At 42.4% G+C, this 15357-nt stretch carries 22 protein-coding genes; all 22 read right to left on the minus strand.

What is annotated here, in order from left to right; translation table 11 throughout:
* Positions 1 to 7 precede the first annotated feature (7 nt).
* On the minus strand, positions 8 to 604 hold the full coding sequence (locus TOCE_RS06575; protein ID WP_013276105.1) for a stage III sporulation protein AG: 597 nt from the start codon (positions 602 to 604) through the stop codon (positions 8 to 10).
* Complete coding sequence (gene spoIIIAF / locus TOCE_RS06580) at positions 583 to 1194, minus strand: stage III sporulation protein AF (protein ID WP_013276106.1); 612 nt, start codon at positions 1192 to 1194, stop codon at positions 583 to 585. The genes TOCE_RS06575 and spoIIIAF overlap by 22 nt, the downstream gene beginning before the upstream one ends.
* Positions 1195 to 1198: 4 nt before the next feature.
* The gene (gene spoIIIAE / locus TOCE_RS06585; protein ID WP_049817905.1) at positions 1199 to 2356 is read right to left on the minus strand and encodes a stage III sporulation protein AE; all 1158 of its coding nucleotides are present in this window, start codon (positions 2354 to 2356) and stop codon (positions 1199 to 1201) included.
* Positions 2357 to 2359: 3 nt separating this feature from the next.
* Positions 2360 to 2746, minus strand: coding sequence for a stage III sporulation protein AD (spoIIIAD, locus tag TOCE_RS06590; RefSeq protein ID WP_013276108.1), 387 nt, complete (start codon positions 2744 to 2746; stop codon positions 2360 to 2362).
* Between the two features lie 11 nt (positions 2747 to 2757).
* Positions 2758 to 2955: a stage III sporulation protein AC gene (spoIIIAC, locus tag TOCE_RS06595; RefSeq protein WP_013276109.1), complete on the minus strand. Its 198-nt coding sequence runs from the start codon at positions 2953 to 2955 to the stop codon at positions 2758 to 2760.
* Between the two features lie 17 nt (positions 2956 to 2972).
* Positions 2973 to 3494 carry a stage III sporulation protein SpoIIIAB gene (gene spoIIIAB, locus TOCE_RS06600; RefSeq protein ID WP_013276110.1) on the minus strand — a complete coding sequence of 174 codons (522 nt, stop codon included), beginning with the start codon at positions 3492 to 3494 and terminating at the stop codon, positions 2973 to 2975.
* Positions 3484 to 4509, minus strand: coding sequence for a stage III sporulation protein AA (gene spoIIIAA, locus TOCE_RS06605; RefSeq protein WP_013276111.1), 1026 nt, complete (start codon positions 4507 to 4509; stop codon positions 3484 to 3486). The genes spoIIIAB and spoIIIAA overlap by 11 nt, the downstream gene beginning before the upstream one ends.
* 105 nt (positions 4510 to 4614) lie before the next feature.
* Positions 4615 to 5049, minus strand: a complete 435-nt coding sequence (locus TOCE_RS06610) for a CD1247 N-terminal domain-containing protein (RefSeq protein WP_013276112.1) — start codon at positions 5047 to 5049, stop codon at positions 4615 to 4617.
* A 21-nt stretch (positions 5050 to 5070) separates the two neighbouring features.
* Positions 5071 to 5628 (minus strand): elongation factor P, encoded by a 558-nt coding sequence (gene efp, locus TOCE_RS06615; RefSeq protein WP_013276113.1) that lies wholly within the window; start codon positions 5626 to 5628, stop codon positions 5071 to 5073.
* A 39-nt stretch (positions 5629 to 5667) separates the two neighbouring features.
* Entirely contained in the window at positions 5668 to 6738 is a 1071-nt protein-coding gene (locus TOCE_RS06620; RefSeq protein ID WP_013276114.1) for a M24 family metallopeptidase, read from the minus strand.
* The gene (gene aroQ, locus TOCE_RS11925) at positions 6719 to 7759 is read right to left on the minus strand and encodes a type II 3-dehydroquinate dehydratase (RefSeq protein ID WP_013276115.1); all 1041 of its coding nucleotides are present in this window, start codon (positions 7757 to 7759) and stop codon (positions 6719 to 6721) included. Before aroQ ends, TOCE_RS06620 begins: the two co-directional genes overlap by 20 nt.
* Positions 7756 to 8283 (minus strand): type 4a pilus biogenesis protein PilO, encoded by a 528-nt coding sequence (gene pilO / locus TOCE_RS06630; RefSeq protein ID WP_041423895.1) that lies wholly within the window; start codon positions 8281 to 8283, stop codon positions 7756 to 7758. Before pilO ends, aroQ begins: the two co-directional genes overlap by 4 nt.
* On the minus strand, positions 8273 to 8824 hold the full coding sequence (locus tag TOCE_RS06635; protein WP_041423896.1) for a PilN domain-containing protein: 552 nt from the start codon (positions 8822 to 8824) through the stop codon (positions 8273 to 8275). The genes pilO and TOCE_RS06635 overlap by 11 nt, the downstream gene beginning before the upstream one ends.
* The gene (pilM, locus tag TOCE_RS06640; RefSeq protein WP_013276118.1) at positions 8824 to 9843 is read right to left on the minus strand and encodes a type IV pilus assembly protein PilM; all 1020 of its coding nucleotides are present in this window, start codon (positions 9841 to 9843) and stop codon (positions 8824 to 8826) included. The genes TOCE_RS06635 and pilM overlap by 1 nt, the downstream gene beginning before the upstream one ends.
* Complete coding sequence (locus tag TOCE_RS06645; protein WP_013276119.1) at positions 9843 to 10115, minus strand: late competence development ComFB family protein; 273 nt, start codon at positions 10113 to 10115, stop codon at positions 9843 to 9845. Before TOCE_RS06645 ends, pilM begins: the two co-directional genes overlap by 1 nt.
* A gap of 22 nt (positions 10116 to 10137) precedes the next feature.
* Positions 10138 to 10620, minus strand: a complete 483-nt coding sequence (locus TOCE_RS11930) for a prepilin-type N-terminal cleavage/methylation domain-containing protein (protein WP_083768485.1) — start codon at positions 10618 to 10620, stop codon at positions 10138 to 10140.
* Entirely contained in the window at positions 10583 to 10960 is a 378-nt protein-coding gene (locus TOCE_RS06655) for a type IV pilus modification PilV family protein (protein WP_013276121.1), read from the minus strand. Before TOCE_RS06655 ends, TOCE_RS11930 begins: the two co-directional genes overlap by 38 nt.
* Entirely contained in the window at positions 10944 to 11393 is a 450-nt protein-coding gene (locus tag TOCE_RS06660; RefSeq protein ID WP_013276122.1) for a GspH/FimT family pseudopilin, read from the minus strand. Before TOCE_RS06660 ends, TOCE_RS06655 begins: the two co-directional genes overlap by 17 nt.
* A 34-nt stretch (positions 11394 to 11427) precedes the next feature.
* Entirely contained in the window at positions 11428 to 11778 is a 351-nt protein-coding gene (locus TOCE_RS06665; protein ID WP_013276123.1) for a type II secretion system protein, read from the minus strand.
* A gap of 18 nt (positions 11779 to 11796) precedes the next feature.
* Positions 11797 to 12930 (minus strand): type II secretion system F family protein, encoded by a 1134-nt coding sequence (locus tag TOCE_RS06670; RefSeq protein WP_013276124.1) that lies wholly within the window; start codon positions 12928 to 12930, stop codon positions 11797 to 11799.
* A 92-nt stretch (positions 12931 to 13022) separates the two neighbouring features.
* The gene (locus tag TOCE_RS06675; RefSeq protein ID WP_041424133.1) at positions 13023 to 14681 is read right to left on the minus strand and encodes a GspE/PulE family protein; all 1659 of its coding nucleotides are present in this window, start codon (positions 14679 to 14681) and stop codon (positions 13023 to 13025) included.
* Between the two features lie 113 nt (positions 14682 to 14794).
* Positions 14795 to 15301, minus strand: coding sequence for a YqeG family HAD IIIA-type phosphatase (locus TOCE_RS06680; RefSeq protein WP_013276126.1), 507 nt, complete (start codon positions 15299 to 15301; stop codon positions 14795 to 14797).
* Between the last annotated feature and the right edge of the window lie 56 nt (positions 15302 to 15357).

The following is a 15357-nucleotide window of genomic DNA, read 5'->3' on the forward strand; positions in this document are numbered from 1 at the left end:
TCCCTCCTCAGTTTTTTGAATAAGGTAATACCTTAATCTTATAAACAGGAACACCAAGCAAAGTGGAAGTCGCTTGTGTTATTCTTTCGACAGTCTCGGAAGACTCACCTCCGTCAGCAACTATTAAAACCCCTTTTATTGCGGGCATCATCTTTTTCACGAGCAGAGGTTCGTCCTCCCCCCCTTTATTGAGCAGAACCACCTGTTTGTTTACCTGAACTTCGGTTATCGTCCTGGTACCGCCTTCACTGTCGTTTTCTTCGGTAACCCTTTTATTGTCAACAGTATTAAAAGCCGGTTCTACCTGATTTTCAGTCTCTAGGGTAAGCATTACTTTGACCCTGCCTACCCCTTCCACCTGTGCCAGTATCTGCTCGAGTTTTTTTTCAATGTCTTGCTGAATAAACGGTTGATCGGTGGGAATTTTAATATCTGTTGTGCTGCCGTCTACGCTTTTGTGGGAGTAATCTCCCTGTATGGAAATCTTGCCTAAAGTGAGCAGAAAAAATCCCACCAGACCTAAAATTATGAGTGTAGATATTGATTTATTTTTGTTTTTTTTAAAAAGATCTAAAAGATTTTTTAGTTTAATTTCCCCTTCCATGGATCCCCCTCCAGTTCCAGGTGAATGTTGGCCTCAGGAATTTCGTAAAATTTGCTCAAGTAGTCCTTTAGTTCGGCGATCTCTTTTTCCAGAGCGTATTTTGATTTACTCTGCGCTGGTTGATTTAGTTTTACGGAAACTTTTTCTATACCTTTCTGTACCTGTCTACCATCGGCTTCTTGAAGTATCAGGCGAATTTGTTCTATCTTTCCGTTCTGATCTATTTTTATGTCAGTTTTCGCTACTTCAAAAAGTGTATTATTTTCTACTTGCTGAGCGATTAAAGTCTCCAATTCTTTCTTGTACCGATCAAGCGCAATTTCAATATTTCTTTTTTTAAATTCTTCGGTTTTCATCATCAGCTGATCCTGATCGAGATAATTTTTAATCTCCAGCTGCGTCCTGGTAAAAGCTATATCTCCTTTCAATAATACGATAACCGGATTTAGTATTGTAATCATTACGACAAGTCCCAGTACAACCCTCACATATTTTTGAAGATTGCTGCTCGGCAAAAGAAAATCCACGAATACCGTAAACATCACAACCATAATTATCTGTCTAATCCACATGCTCAAATTCTCAAGCACGGCATCACCTCAATATTACGGCCAGATTACCCGAGGCCAGTATTATCGTTATTGCAATAAAAAACATCATCGCCACCGAAGCAACCGAAATGAACACCATCGTTAGCGAATTTCCTATGTCGTTTAGGCACTTTACTATGGAATCCTCTCCAACCGGCTGTATGATCGCTGCACTTAGGCGGTATATGAAAATCATTGAAAGTATTTTTATCACCGGAAAGAGAGTTATGATAAATATGAACAGCAGTCCTATAAGGCCTACGGTATTTTTTAGGATCAAGGAATAGCCTACCACCGCATCCAGAGCATCGGAAAAAATTCCTCCGACTATTGGAACAAAATTTTTCGAAGCAAATTTTGCAGTTCTGATTGATATTCCGTCAACCGTAGCAGCTGCAGCCCCCTGAACTACCATTATGCCTAGAAATACGCTTAAAAAAAGTCCGAGTAAAAATACGCATACCTGTCTTAACAGTTGGGCAAGATGAGACACGTGAAAGCTGTCCGATATATTATTGACCAGGCTCAAAACCGAGATGAAAAAGATCACCGGCAGGATGATATCTTTGATCCACGTGCTTGCAGCGGTTATGCCAATAAAGATAAGCGGATTGAAGACATTAACTGAAGTAATTCCTCCTACGGCGGCCAGCAGGGTAAATACCGTAGGCATTAAGGCATGCACAAAAGATACCATGTTGGAAATAGCGTCTCGCCCTGTATTTATTGCGATTATAAAGCTTTGCACTGCAATTACGACCAAAACAAGGTAAATCGCGCTGTAAGCCATCCTTCCGATATTGTCCTTTTCAAAACCGTTATTAAGGTTTTTGAGTACCGCACAAATCACAGAGAGAGCAACCAGTTTTGCCAGCAGGTGGTAATTAGCGGTGATTTCGCGAAAGACATATTTGATAATTCCATTTACTAAACCTCTAAGATCGTATCTTTGGTTCCCCCTCAGGGTATTTATAAGGTCTTTTAAATCATAGGAAGGGACATAGTCACCGTATTCGCGGTTCAATTCTCTCAAAAAACTATCTAGTTCTTGGGTATCCAGGTTTTCCAGCTGCTTTTCCACGTCGTCTGCAGCCAAAGCCACCGGCGAAATTATTATCAAAAATATCAAAAGGCTGAACAATACTTTTTTCAAAACTATCACCTTTTAAGGAAGAATTTTCAGTAAAAGGTCTAAAACCGCCATAAGAATCGGTACCGAAAGTAACATGATTATAATTTTTGCCGCAAATTCAATTTTAGATGCTATGGAGGAAGAACCGGAGTCCCTGCATATCTGCGCTCCGAATTCGGCTATATAAGCTATGCCTATTATCTTGAGTATCGTATTCAGGTAAATAAAGTCTATGTTGGCCCTTCTTGCCATATCCTGAAGCACGTTCAACGCAGACGCTACTTTATTTAACATTAAAAGGAATACAATCGCCCCGACCACTATGCTAATTTGCAAGGCAATTTCGGGCCGGTCTTCTTTTAGCAAAACCACCATTATAGCTGCTACAAGACTGATACCTACGATTTGGATTATCTCCATGCCTACACCCCTTAGTAAAGCTGGAACATTGACTTTACGTTGGCAAAAAGCTGGCTGATGAGCTGAATAACCATCATGAGGACGATAACTACCCCTACCAACGTAGTCATCTGAGCCTGTTCCTTTCTTCCTGCCTCGTCCAGCACCTTGCTCAGGATCGATATGACAATTCCTATGCCGGCGATTTTAAACAGAACATCCACATTCATTGGTAACACCTCTCGATTTAATATAATAGGAGGACTACCGTCAATCCGGTTAAAACTCCCAGATATCTCCACATTTTTTCATTTTTCTGTTTTTCTTCAACGGCCAGAACTTCCTGCTGCCTTAGCTGAGATAGAGTCAGTTTCAAATTCCTTATCTGGTCGTCCTTATCGGACGATCCCAGATATTTGCCGAAGGACGTCAGTATTTCAAAATCGGATTCCTGGAGGGGGAACTGGGATCTAAATTCTCTAAGGGACTTTTCCCAGGCCTCTCCCGCAGTAAAACCCTCTATTGATAACAGAAGCTGTCTGACCCTCTCTAAAAACTTGGAAATTTCCGGATCGCAGCTCCTGCTTACATTTTTCAAAGCTTCTGGTAGAGGAGTTTGACCATAATCGATCTCGGTTTCCAGCATGGACAGAGCCTGCTGTAGGTTTCTTAACGTCCTGGGCCGTTGCTGGTAATAACCTGCTATTATGAAGCCGATCATAGTTGATGAAAAGATCACCAAAATAGCTCCCAGTATCTTAAACAGCATTTAAAATCACTCCCTTATTCCTCCGGTCGTAAATTATCCTGTGGTTTTTACCTTCAATCACTTTTTCTATAGTACCTACTCCTTCGCTGAACCCTAATATAAGGTACCTGTCGAAAAAATTGCTTCCTATCAATTTCCTTAGGGTCGGCCTTCTCCCGACATCCTCCAAGTCGGCACCGTGAGCGGTAGTTAACAATTTGACGCCGGCGTTCAGAGCCTCTTCCATAGCCTCAACATCTTCCGTTCTTCCGATTTCATCGGTAGCTATAATATCCGGCGACATCGACCTTAAAAGCATCATAATGCCGCGGGCTTTGGGGCAACCATCCAGGACATCGGTCCGTATTCCTACGTCGTTTTGAGGTACACCTTCATAACAGCAGGCTATCTCCGACCTTTCATCAACAACCCCAACTTTAAAACCCTTTAGCCCTAGCCGTGGATTTCCCGAGCTAAGCTGCCTTATTAAATCCCTGAGCAAGGTGGTTTTTCCCGCTTTGGGCGGGGATAATATCATCGTGTTTAAAAATTCCCCCTTCTCGTCTATCACAAAGCGGAGTGCTTCGTCGGCAGCTCCCAAAACTTCCCTCGCGATTCTTATATTAAATCCGGAAATATGCTTCATAGTTTTAATCTGGCCGCCTTCCAGGATTACTTTTCCAACTATCCCAACCCGGTGCCCACCTTTTAAAGTAATATAGCCGTTTTTGATCTCTTCCTCCAACGCGTAAACGGAACTCCGGCTAATCAGTTGAAAAATTTTAGCGGCGTCTTCGCCGGTAACGATATAAGCCCTGTCAGGATCATCGGTAATGACTCCCTCCGGGGTCATCATATAATCTTGTTTTCCCGCAACGACCATAAGCGGTCTTCCACGGCGCAGCCTTATCTCCTCAACCTTATTTAACTTATCGGGAGGCAGTTTAAAAAAAATCTGCCTGATAGCTGATGGAAGTATAGGGGATATATGTTGTTCCAATTTAACAAGAAACTGATTTTCTCCTTTTTCATTCACCTCTTGTCCCCCCCTTGTTTAAATGTATATTTTGCAGGTGTTTTTATTATGACTGCATATAAAAAAAGAGGGCTTAAAAACCCTCTTGGGTTTTTAAGCCCTCTTTTAGTCCTCTTCGTCCTCCATCTCTTCTATATCTATTACGGCTTTACAGTTCGGGCATTCGGTTTTACCGTCATCATCGATCAGATCTTCGTCCATAAATATGACTTCATGACATTTGGGGCATTCAATTTCGCACAAATCCTCATCGTCTATATCGTAATCATCTTCGTATTCCTCGTCGTAATCATCTTCATACTCGTCTTCGTCTTCTTCACAGCCGTAGAAATCCTGTTCTAGCTGTTCCAGGTCTTCATCGATGCTTTCCACGTATTCTTGAGTGGCTTCGGAAAATGCCTGCAAACTGTCAATAGCTTCTGCCATTTCATCCAGGACTTTTACGATCTCTGACATCAACCGCTTTTCCTTTGATTCATCAAGTCCTAATCCATCAGCTAGACCTTTTAGATACGCAACCCTTGATTTTAAGTCACCCATGTTATTTCCTCCTTCCTCAAATTAAACGCGGCTTAGATACTCACCGGTTCTGGTATCAACCCTTATCACATCGCCCTTATTTATGAACAGGGGAACCTGCACCACCGCTCCGGTTTCCAGAGTAGCCGGTTTGGAACCGCCCGTTGCGGTATCGCCTTTGAAACCGGGTTCTGTATCAACTACGGTGAGTTCTACAAAAGTGGGCAATTCTATGCCTATCGGTACTCCTTCGTAGAACATTACCATAACCTCAAGGTTTTCTTTTAGATACTTTACTGCATCCCCCAGTTGGTCCTTATTTAGGGGGATCTGCTCAAAAGTTTGGGTATCCATGAAATAGTATGTATCATCGGTTTGATATAAATACTGCATCGTTTTTCTTTCAACAATCGCTCTGTTTAATTTTTCCCCTGCTCTAAAGTTGCGTTCGAAAACCTGTCCTGTCTTTATGTTTTTTATTCTTGTCCTGACAAAAGCGGCACCTTTCCCCGGTTTTACGTGTTGAAAATCCACCACCATGTATACTTCCCCGTCAATTTCTACGGTAACTCCTGGTCTTAAGTCGTTAGTGGAAATCATGACTATACCTCCAATCATTGATTTTTATTTAAATAGTTGTTATAGACAGATCAAATCTTTTGACGACTTTGTGAGATTGATACACCCATCCTCGGTAATTATTACTAGGTCTTCTATCCTAACTCCTCCGAAGTTCTTAACGTAAATTCCGGGTTCAACGGTAACCACCATACCCGGCAGGAGAGAGGTTTCCCCCAATTTGCTGAGCCTGGGGGCTTCATGTATCTCTAATCCGACACCGTGGCCCAGAGCATGGCCGAAGTTGCGGCCGAATCCTTTCTCTGCAATAAAATCTCTGGCAACCTTATCTACATCTTTCCCAGAAACACTTGATTTTATATATTCCAGGGCCCTTTTTTGAGCCTCAAGTACAATGCTGTAAATTTCCAACTGGTCTTTATTAGGTTTACCCATAACCACAGTACGGGTCATGTCGGAGCAGTAATGTTTAACCTTTGCTCCAAAATCAAACGTTATGAAGTCACCGGGTTGAATTTTCCTGGAAGTAGGTGTCCCATGAGGAAGCGAGCTCCTCGGCCCCGAAGCAACTATGGTAGGGAATGCAACTCCCTCAGCCCCGTTCTTTTTCATGAAGTACTCTATTTCTAAAGCAAGTTCACTTTCCGTCACACCGGGGCGGATGTAATCGAGGATATGCTCAAAAGCCTTATCGGTAATTTCCTGGGCTTTTTTTATGATTTCAAGTTCAACTTCATCTTTAATTGTTCTCAGTTCTTCTATAAGGCCGTCGGTTTTTATAACTTCAACGCCATCCAGGAAGGATTTTAGTTCTTCATAGAATTTAACCGTCAAATAATGGCCTTCAAAGGCCAAATTTTTCAACCCTATAGATTTTATTTCATCGGCACACTTTTTAAAAGGAGAAACAGACTCGAATTCGACGACCTCGAAATCCGGACACTCTTTTTTTGCCTGCTCTATGTAGCGAAAGTCGGTAAACAACAGGGCGCGCTCACGGGTTACAACAAGAAAGCCTTCCCCGTCAAAACCGCTTATGTAAAATATGTTTTCCGGTTTGCTTACGAGTATACCGTCCAGATCTTTTTCCGACAGGTTTCGCCGTAATTTACTAATTCTTTCCGAATTCATTGACTCCCTCCCTTCCTCTCTTCTCAATGAGATCTTTTAAGGCCAGCAAAGCAAGCCAGTACCCCGTTTCCCCGAGCCCGGCTATAATCCCGCTCGCTTTTTGTCCGGTAACGCTGACTCTTCTAAAATCTTCCCTAGCAAAGATATTGCTCATGTGTACTTCTATAACAGGTAGTTTGACCGCTTCCAAGGCATCGCGTATTGCAATACTGTAGTGGGTATACGCCCCCGGGTTTATGACAATCCCGTCATATTGGCCAATGCACCCTTGAATTTCGTCTACTATTTCCCCTTCGCTATTCGACTGGAAGAAATCTACTAAAACCCCCATTTCGCGAGCCCTTTTTTCAAGGTGCTGATTTATTTCTTCAAGGGTTGATTCACCGTAAATGTCCCGCTCCCTCAATCCTAATAGGTTCATGTTTGGTCCGTTTATAATTTTAACCTTCATTTGCCTCACCCGCTGAAATTCTCCTATTATATTACCATATTTCCCATTATTTGAATAGCTATTTTTTAAGTGTTTTATTATCTCTATGGCAATGGCTTCTTTATCTTTCCCACTGGTTTCAATGATGATGTCGGCATATGTCGCATACAAATTTAGTCTTTTGGAGTAAATTTCGAGAATCTCAGATTCACTTTTATTGGAGGCAAGTGGTCGGGAGGCATCTCCCGATATCCTTTGAAGTATTTCCTCTTCTGAAGCCCGAAGCCACACTATAATACCCGACCGCCTTAGTTTTTCCATATTTTCGGGGTTCAACACCACTCCGCCCCCGGTAGCAATGACCGTACCTTCCCGAGCAGCCGCTCTTTCTACCGTCTCCTTTTCCTTATTTCGAAAATACTCTTCCCCGAATTTGTGAAAAATCTCCGATATCTCCATTCCGCATTCCTGTCGTATAAGTTCATCCGTGTCCAAAAACCTCTTACCCAGCTTTTCGGCAAGCATTTTGCCGATTGAAGTTTTACCGCTTCCCATAAAACCGATAAGAACTATGTTAGTTTTATTTTTCACTCCGTACCCTCCTGCATAGGAAAGTAATAGAGATCTACTGTAACAGTCAGTGTCCAAAAACCGGATAGTTCTGCATAAACTAAATTAATCTTTTCTACTTTGGAAAGTCTTTCGAAATTTTCGATGCGTTTTAAAAACTTTAATAGGGATTCTTTGTCGCCTTCCACCGTTATTTCAACGGGTAAAACCTTTACCTCGTCCCCCGAAACTTCTCCCGCCTTTATTAGCACCAGTCTAACTCCCTCGGCCCTTGCCCATCCCTCGATATTAATTATGTAGTCCGCTATTTTATCATCGTCGGGAAGCTTTTTTAACTCTAACTTCGCGGCATCTTCAATCCCGCTTTTTTTATCGTATATCCTCTGCAATAAAGAAAGACTCAGTCTTTTTTGTTCCAGCTCAATTTTCTTTTTAAAGTGGTCCTCAATTTGCCGATACCCGGTCCTGTAAAACAAGTATAAGGCGACGGTGACAAAAAATAAAAGCAACAAGGCTTTTTCCCTTTTGGTTAATCTAATTTTCAATAGCATCATTCCCCTGGACCTGAAAATAAATTTCAAAAGTGAAAAGACCTTTTTCGGTTTCCAGTTTAATAAAACCGAGTTTAACCCCTACGAAACCATCAATTCGCCGCAAATTTTCTATCATACGGGCCACAGATAAATTGTCAGGCGAGGTCCCTCTTATCACTCCGCTACCACCATCGCCGATATCTATAGACAGGAGAAGTATTTTTTCCGGCGAGGATTTCATTATTTCCTGAATGTATGAAGACCAGGTTGACTTGTGCGTTGCCAGATTACTGGTAATCCTTCTTCTTTCTTGAAGGTCGCTGTACAGCCTCTCCAAATCACGCCCGGGACCAACCGCCGAGCGATAAAAATTCAGCTGCCTGTCTACTTCCTCAAGCTCATTGCGCAACTTGCATACTTCACCGTAAATACGGGTGAAAACCAACAGCAAAAGAACCGCAGTTAAAAATGCTATGAAGGCATAAAAAAACCTTTGTCGCTTTTTTCCCCTCTCATTGAGAAATTCTGCGGGTATTAAGTTCAGCTTATGCATCATACTCCCCTCAACGCAAATCCCAGAGCACATAAAAATTCCATCTTATCGAACCTCTCGCCTTTTTTTTCCTCTACCGTAATTTTAGGAAAATCAAGGTCTTCAGCCGTGAGCATCTCTATATTCATCACATTGCCGAAGACCTCCTGTAAGCACCACAGCTTACCTCCACCGCCAGCTAAGAGAATGGCCCCGATCCGCTGGTCCTTTCTCTGAACTGCATAGAATTTTAAGTATCTCGATACCTCAATCGCCAGTTGCTGTACTGCCGGGTAAAGGCACTCCATGATGGGGGATCGTAGATTCCCGGGATCGATTTTTATAGACTCTGCAGTGTTTTCGTCCACGGAAAAAGTCCGGGCTATAAGCTTGGTCATGTACTCACTTCCAAAAGGGATACAACCGTTGAAATAGACCCGGCCACCTTCCAGGACGGTAACGTCAGTCCGTTTGGCCCCTATATTTACAACTGCTAAATTACTTCGTACAAGACACGAACCGACAACACGGGAAATAGCCAGGGGATAAACATCAAGGGCTTCCGGAAACAATCCGGCTTTTTCTACGGGGTAAAAGTAGTCCATTACATTTTCCTTTAAAGCGGCGGCTATTAACACCCGGTAATCGTCCCTGTTTTCCTCCACCACTTCAAAATCCAATATATAATCGCCGTTTAACTGTCCGATGAGTTCCCTGGTTTCCCAGTATACCACCTCTTTGAGTTCGGAAAGCCGCATCCTGGGAAAATGTAGGTTACGGAAAAGAACCCTGTCACCCGGGACCCCCACGATTACTTTTCGATTTTTTAAATGCCCTCTTAGGGGCGCAAGTGTTCGGGCCAGAACTTCTCGTCTTTCCTCTCTCGAACCGCTTTTGCCTTTTAAAGGGTTCGGGATTGACAAAAAATACTTTACCTTTATCCTCCCGCGGCATTTACTCAGATGAACCACTTTTATATTGTGGTTTCCTATATCCAAACCTATATAGTCCGAAGAACAAAACATACTGTCACCCGGCATTAGTGATAGGGATTTTTGCGAACGATGTCGATGGCCCTTAAAAGTTCCACTACCGCGTCTGTCTTGAACTGCTGACTCAAAAGTTGCGTTTTAGCAAAAACTTCCCCTTGGTCGGTCACCACGTACTTGGCTGGTAGATGATTTAAAGCTATTGCGGCAATATCGTACCTGCAGCGCTCGCATGTGCAAACCTGTTTTTGTCTTATTAGTTCGTCTAGAAATGAGAACACCACATCTTCCATATAGTTTTTTAGCTTAAACTTTTGTTCCACAAAGACACCTCCGCATTTAAGCTTAATCAATCAAGGAATAACCAAAGGGAGTAGCCGCCGTTTCTAGAATAAAATATTTTTCTTCCCCTGCTTTGGCCGTAATCTTAATGAAATCGGAACCTATGGAGCGGGAAAATTCAAGGGATTTGAGTTCAGCCACCGGATTTTTTCCGCCGTTTTTTTCTCTGTAGAGGATCCCGTATTCCAGGTAATAATATACCTTTGATCCGTCCGACGCCCTAATTTCTATTTTGTTGTCAGATATCAATCTGACTTCCCTTGCCTGCCTTATTGACGTCGAAAGCTTATTGACAGCATAACGGGCATTTTGCATGTTTGATAGCTCTTCCAGGCAACGCTTGTACACCTTTATCCCGGAGTTGCATAGTCCAAAAGCCGCTGCAAGTAATACTGACAGCAGAGCTATAGATAAAACCAGCTCAATAAGGGTCAGCCCCTGTGTTGTTTTAAATTTTCCCCCGAAGCGTGACGATTGCGACGGCATCACCTTTTCCCTTTACCTCCACGGTAATCTTTACCAGGTCTTCATCCAGAATTTCGAGAGTCGTATGCCTTGTAAATTCCATACCATTTAATAGTACCTGTTCATTCCAAGAATCGTTTTTATAAAGGCTTTCAAAAGAACGGCTTTTTAATTCCTCTATTTTTTCCTGAGCCAGCATGGTGGCCGCGGTAAGTTCGCCGCTCAGCCGGCTGGACTGGAGGCTCCGGACGAAAAGGCCAGCGAAAGAAATAGAAACTATTGCTATAATCGCAACAGCGACGGTTATTTCGATTAAAGTAAAGCCTCTAGAACCGTTTTCACAGTTACGGAGCTGTTTCACTTATCCTCACCCGACCTGTAGCAACGGTTACGATTACATAAAGCCTGTCCTTAGCTCCTTTTATCGCAACAGTACCCCCCTGTTCCGGGGCCCCCGAAGGTGTAAATATCAGAGTATTTTTAGGGAAATTTGTCCACGAAAGTGAAACGCCCTCAGGCAGATACACTCTTGATGCACGGTAACCGTGCAGTATCTGATAATTATCGCATCGGTGCGTGTCAAACAGAATTTTATAACTTTCGCCTTCGGCCATGGCCTGCTGCTGTACGGTTCGCATGTCTTGTACCAGCTTTTGTGTGGCAACCTGCAATTTGAAGTTGTCCAATACAGTCCTGATGCTTGGCACCGTTATCATACACAGGATACCCAGAATTGCGGTTACTGCTATTGTCTCGATTAGAGTAAAACCTCGCCGGTATACTGTCCCTCTCATGAAGTGCACCTCAAAATCGTTTCCCAAGAAAGCTTTAATTATTTTTTGGACTGACGGTTAAAGTATAATTTTTACCATCCAAAGAACTATAATCAATGTTAAATTTCTCGGTCATCTTTTCCCAGCTTTTTTCGTCGATATATTTCGGTACAAGGGAACCACCCAAGTTGTCTTGAGGATATTTGCCATTGTCGGTATAATACATTTCAAGGGCATTTTTCAGTACGGTCTCATTGGCTTCGCCTATTTTTGTTTTAGAATCATCCACTAACTTGGACACGCTGGGAATTGCAATTGCTCCTACAAATGTAATTATGGCAATAACGATAATTAACTCCAGCAGAGTAAAACCCCTCGCCCTATCAGGATTTTCTTTAATTATCATTTAGCCCCCTCCTTTTTTTCAGAAAGAACTATAAATGTTGAACATAGGAAGAACTATAGAAATCACTGCAAAACCGATAATAAGTGACATCAAAATCAGCGCAGCCGGTCCAGCTATTGATAAAAGCCTGCTCTGCATGTCTTCTACCTCGCTATCATAAAAATCGGCAGTTTTAAACAACATCTCTTCAAGCTTTCCCGATTCTATACCGACCTGCAGCATTTTCAACATCAAGGGCGGAAAGCTCGAATCCCGAAGAGATACCGCCAGGTTTTTCCCTATCCTGAGGTTTTCCAGGGCTACCTGCAGATCCCTTTTAAAAACCTGGTTTTTCTGAGCACTCTCCACAATTTCAATGGCCTTTACCAGAGGTATACCGCAGGAAATAAGGATAGCAAGAACTCTGCAGAGTATAGCTGAAGTGCTCTTTTTCTGCAAAGGTCCTAAAACTGGCGTCGAAAGCCAGAATTTATCGATTGCATAGGCCTTTTCGGGATCACGCTTAAGCTTATAGAGGCCTAATAAGAGAAGAAAAAATGCAGACAACGAATAAAGCACATATCGCCCCATGTTTGTACTGACAGACATAAAGATTCTCGTTATAACGGGGAGATATACGCCCGATTCCTCAAACATATTAGAATATACGGGCAGTATATTGTTCGAAGTGTAATAAAAGACAACCAGTGCCACAGCGCCAAGAATAGCCGGGTAAGTCATTGAGGTTTTCAGCCTTTCCCGGTATTTTGCCATGGTCTCAAAATGCACGGCCAGCTTTTTAAGAATATCTTCCAGACATCCCGCTATTTCTCCGGTCTCAACCGTATAGATTAAAATTTCTGGAAAGATACCCGGTTGATTTCTGAAGGCTTCCGACAGCGTAAAACCTCGTTTTAAATCCCGGATCACCCTGCGCAGAGCTCTTGTTAATCCCGGATGGGAGTTCTGCTGGCACATTACAGAAAGGCACTCTATCACAGGAATACCACTTTCTAGCATGCTGGCCATTTGACGGCAAAAAACCGCCAATTCTCTAAATCCCCTTTTGAGCATAAAATCTCTGTAAAGAAAAAATAAAGTGTAAAGCGGCTCCTTCCGGATCCGTACAGGGAAAAATCCCTTATTTTTCAACAAATTGGCCACATCTTGCATATTTTGAGCCTCATGTATTCCCTGTATTACTTCTCCGTCAAAATTTATACCGCGGTAATAAAAAACAGCCAATGTTCAGCAGGCACCTCTTTTCAATCGGAAAATATAACCTTAATTATTTCATGTGGAGTAGTTATACCCTTCATGACAAGCCTTAGAGCACTTTCTTTCATATTCTTAAAACCCAACCTCGAAGAAACCTTTAAAAGTTGTTCAGTAGAGGCTCCCTTGATAATTAATTCTCGGTGTTCTTGTGATATGAGAAGTATTTCAGCCACGACTGTACGCCCTTTAAACCCCGATTGGTTACAAAATTTACAGCCTCTACCTCGATAAAGTCTTGTTGGGTTATTAATGCCGAGAGCTATAAGGTCTCTATCTTCTGGCTGGTATTCTTCTTTACAATACGGGCATATTTTTCTTACCAATCTCTGGGATACCACACCTATTAAACTGGAAGCCACAAGATAGGGTTCTATGCCCATGTCTAGCAATCTTGTGATGGATCCTACCGCATCACCTGTATGTAAAGTTGAGAAGACCAGGTGGCCCGTAAGCGCAGCCCTCACAGCTATTTCCGCCGTTTCGCGGTCTCTTATCTCACCTACCATTATCACGTTCGGATCCTGCCTCAAAACAGAGCGAAGCCCTGCAGCAAATGTAATTCCCGCCTTTGGATTAATCTGAAGTTGGTTAATACCGTCCAATACGTATTCTACCGGATCTTCCAGGGTCACAATGTTTTTCGCCGGTGTATTTATGGAATTCAACATTGAGTAAAGAGTAGTTGTTTTGCCGCTACCGGTGGGGCCCGTAACCAGGATCATCCCGCAAGGAAATTTAAGCATCTTAGAGATCGAATCAAGCTCGCGCTCATCAAAACCCAGGTGCTTTAAGTCGAGGTGCATGCGGTGGCGATTAAAAATTCTCAAAACAACCTTCTCACCGTGAATCGTTGGCATTGTTGACACCCTAATGTCAATAATCGAATCGTTTACAGAAAGTTCTATGCGGCCATCTTGCGCCACCCTCTTTTGAGCTATATCCATACCGGCCATTATTTTTATCCTCGTAATGACCGAAGCAAGAAGCTTTTTGGGCCATCTTATAATTTCGAACAGCTCCCCATCAATGCGGTATCTTACCCTTATATCCCTTTCCTGAGGTTCTATATGAATATCGCTCGCACCTTCATTGATCGCCCTGAACAGGACAGTATTTACAAGCTTTATTATTGGGGCGCTGTCTTCATCGTAAGAAGTGTCAATAAGCGGTTCTTCGTAGATTTCGCTTCCTATTTCCCGCAAAACCTCTTCTATAGAGTCTTTTGCAGAGTAAAATATATCTATTGCCCTTTCTATTTGCCCTCTTGAAGCTATGGCCACCTGAATGTCCAACCCCGTTATTACCCTTACGTCGTTTACAGCAAAAACATCCAACGGATCACTAAAGACTACCGTAAGTATGCCGTCTTTATATTTTAACGGGAAAACACCGTACTTCCTAGCCAGGCTTTCAGGTAAAAATTTAACGACCTGTGGATCGATGTCATATACATTTAAGTCAACGTGAGGGATTCCCAGCTGAAATTCCAGAGCCTCCATCAGCATTTTTTCTCTGATAATACCCATATCCACCATGATTTCTCCGATCAGTTTCCCGGTTTTTTTCTGAATATCCAGCGCTTTTTCCAGCTGAGATTTCGTTATGATGTTTTGTTCCAACAATATATCGCCCAATCTCTTTTCCACAGCCTCATCATCGCCGCACTTTAAGTGTAGAAAATTTTTCCGTATATTAATATTCAACAAATTATTCCAATTTCCTTCAAGTAACGTCATCTTTAAACAAAAAAAGCCTTAATTCAAAATAAGGCCTTTCTTTTCATAAAATTTATTATTTTTCGCTCCAGTCGGCGAATTATCTTAGTCCAGAAGAATTCGCTCTCATCTAAAGGTTTTACCAGTATAACCATCATCCCGAGGCGTTTGGCCCCCAGAACGTCGGTAAAAAGCTGATCGCCTATAAAAACCGTTTCGTTTACCGATGTACCGATAATCTCCATTCCTTTTAAAAAGACTCTTTTACCGGGCTTGAACGCACCACTGGTTACTGCAGGTATCCCCAGTTTTTCGGAGCAGGTCTTTATCCGGCGAGCCATGTTATTCGACACAATACAGAACGTGAAACCTTCCTCCCTCCCTCGCCGGATCCACTCGATCAACTTATCGTCAATTTCACATGAGTTCCAGGGCAAAAGCGTATTGTCAAGGTCGATCAGTATACCTTTAATGCCCTTTTGTTTTAGATATTTAAAATCTATTTGGAAGATATCTTGTACATATAGATCAGGCCGAAACAATTTCCACATACCCTGCCTCCATTAAAAAAATAAAATCTGCGTTGTATATTATAGCATATAAATTT

It is taken from the genome of Thermosediminibacter oceani DSM 16646, from assembly GCF_000144645.1.
Taxonomy (GTDB): domain Bacteria; phylum Bacillota; class Thermosediminibacteria; order Thermosediminibacterales; family Thermosediminibacteraceae; genus Thermosediminibacter; species Thermosediminibacter oceani.

Excerpts from the sequence above, each read along its gene's own strand:
- efp (WP_013276113.1), bottom strand. The coding sequence starts at position 5,628 with ATGATTTCCACTAACGACTTAAGACCAGGAGTTACCGTAGAAATTGAC.
- TOCE_RS06665 (WP_013276123.1), bottom strand. The coding sequence starts at position 11,778 with ATGATAATTAAAGAAAATCCTGATAGGGCGAGGGGTTTTACTCTGCTG.
- pilM (WP_013276118.1), bottom strand. The coding sequence starts at position 9,843 with ATGCCGGGTGACAGTATGTTTTGTTCTTCGGACTATATAGGTTTGGAT.
- TOCE_RS06610 (WP_013276112.1), bottom strand. The coding sequence starts at position 5,049 with ATGGGTGACTTAAAATCAAGGGTTGCGTATCTAAAAGGTCTAGCTGAT.
- spoIIIAD (WP_013276108.1), bottom strand. The coding sequence starts at position 2,746 with ATGGAGATAATCCAAATCGTAGGTATCAGTCTTGTAGCAGCTATAATG.
- TOCE_RS06620 (WP_013276114.1), bottom strand. The coding sequence starts at position 6,738 with ATGAATTCGGAAAGAATTAGTAAATTACGGCGAAACCTGTCGGAAAAA.
- TOCE_RS06575 (WP_013276105.1), bottom strand. The coding sequence starts at position 604 with ATGGAAGGGGAAATTAAACTAAAAAATCTTTTAGATCTTTTTAAAAAA.
- TOCE_RS06635 (WP_041423896.1), bottom strand. The coding sequence starts at position 8,824 with ATGCATAAGCTGAACTTAATACCCGCAGAATTTCTCAATGAGAGGGGA.
- TOCE_RS06660 (WP_013276122.1), bottom strand. The coding sequence starts at position 11,393 with ATGAGAGGGACAGTATACCGGCGAGGTTTTACTCTAATCGAGACAATA.
- spoIIIAB (WP_013276110.1), bottom strand. The coding sequence starts at position 3,494 with ATGCTGTTTAAGATACTGGGAGCTATTTTGGTGATCTTTTCATCAACT.
- TOCE_RS11930 (WP_083768485.1), bottom strand. The coding sequence starts at position 10,620 with ATGCCGTCGCAATCGTCACGCTTCGGGGGAAAATTTAAAACAACACAG.
- TOCE_RS06670 (WP_013276124.1), bottom strand. The coding sequence starts at position 12,930 with ATGCAAGATGTGGCCAATTTGTTGAAAAATAAGGGATTTTTCCCTGTA.
- spoIIIAC (WP_013276109.1), bottom strand. The coding sequence starts at position 2,955 with ATGAATGTGGATGTTCTGTTTAAAATCGCCGGCATAGGAATTGTCATA.
- TOCE_RS06680 (WP_013276126.1), bottom strand. The coding sequence starts at position 15,301 with ATGTGGAAATTGTTTCGGCCTGATCTATATGTACAAGATATCTTCCAA.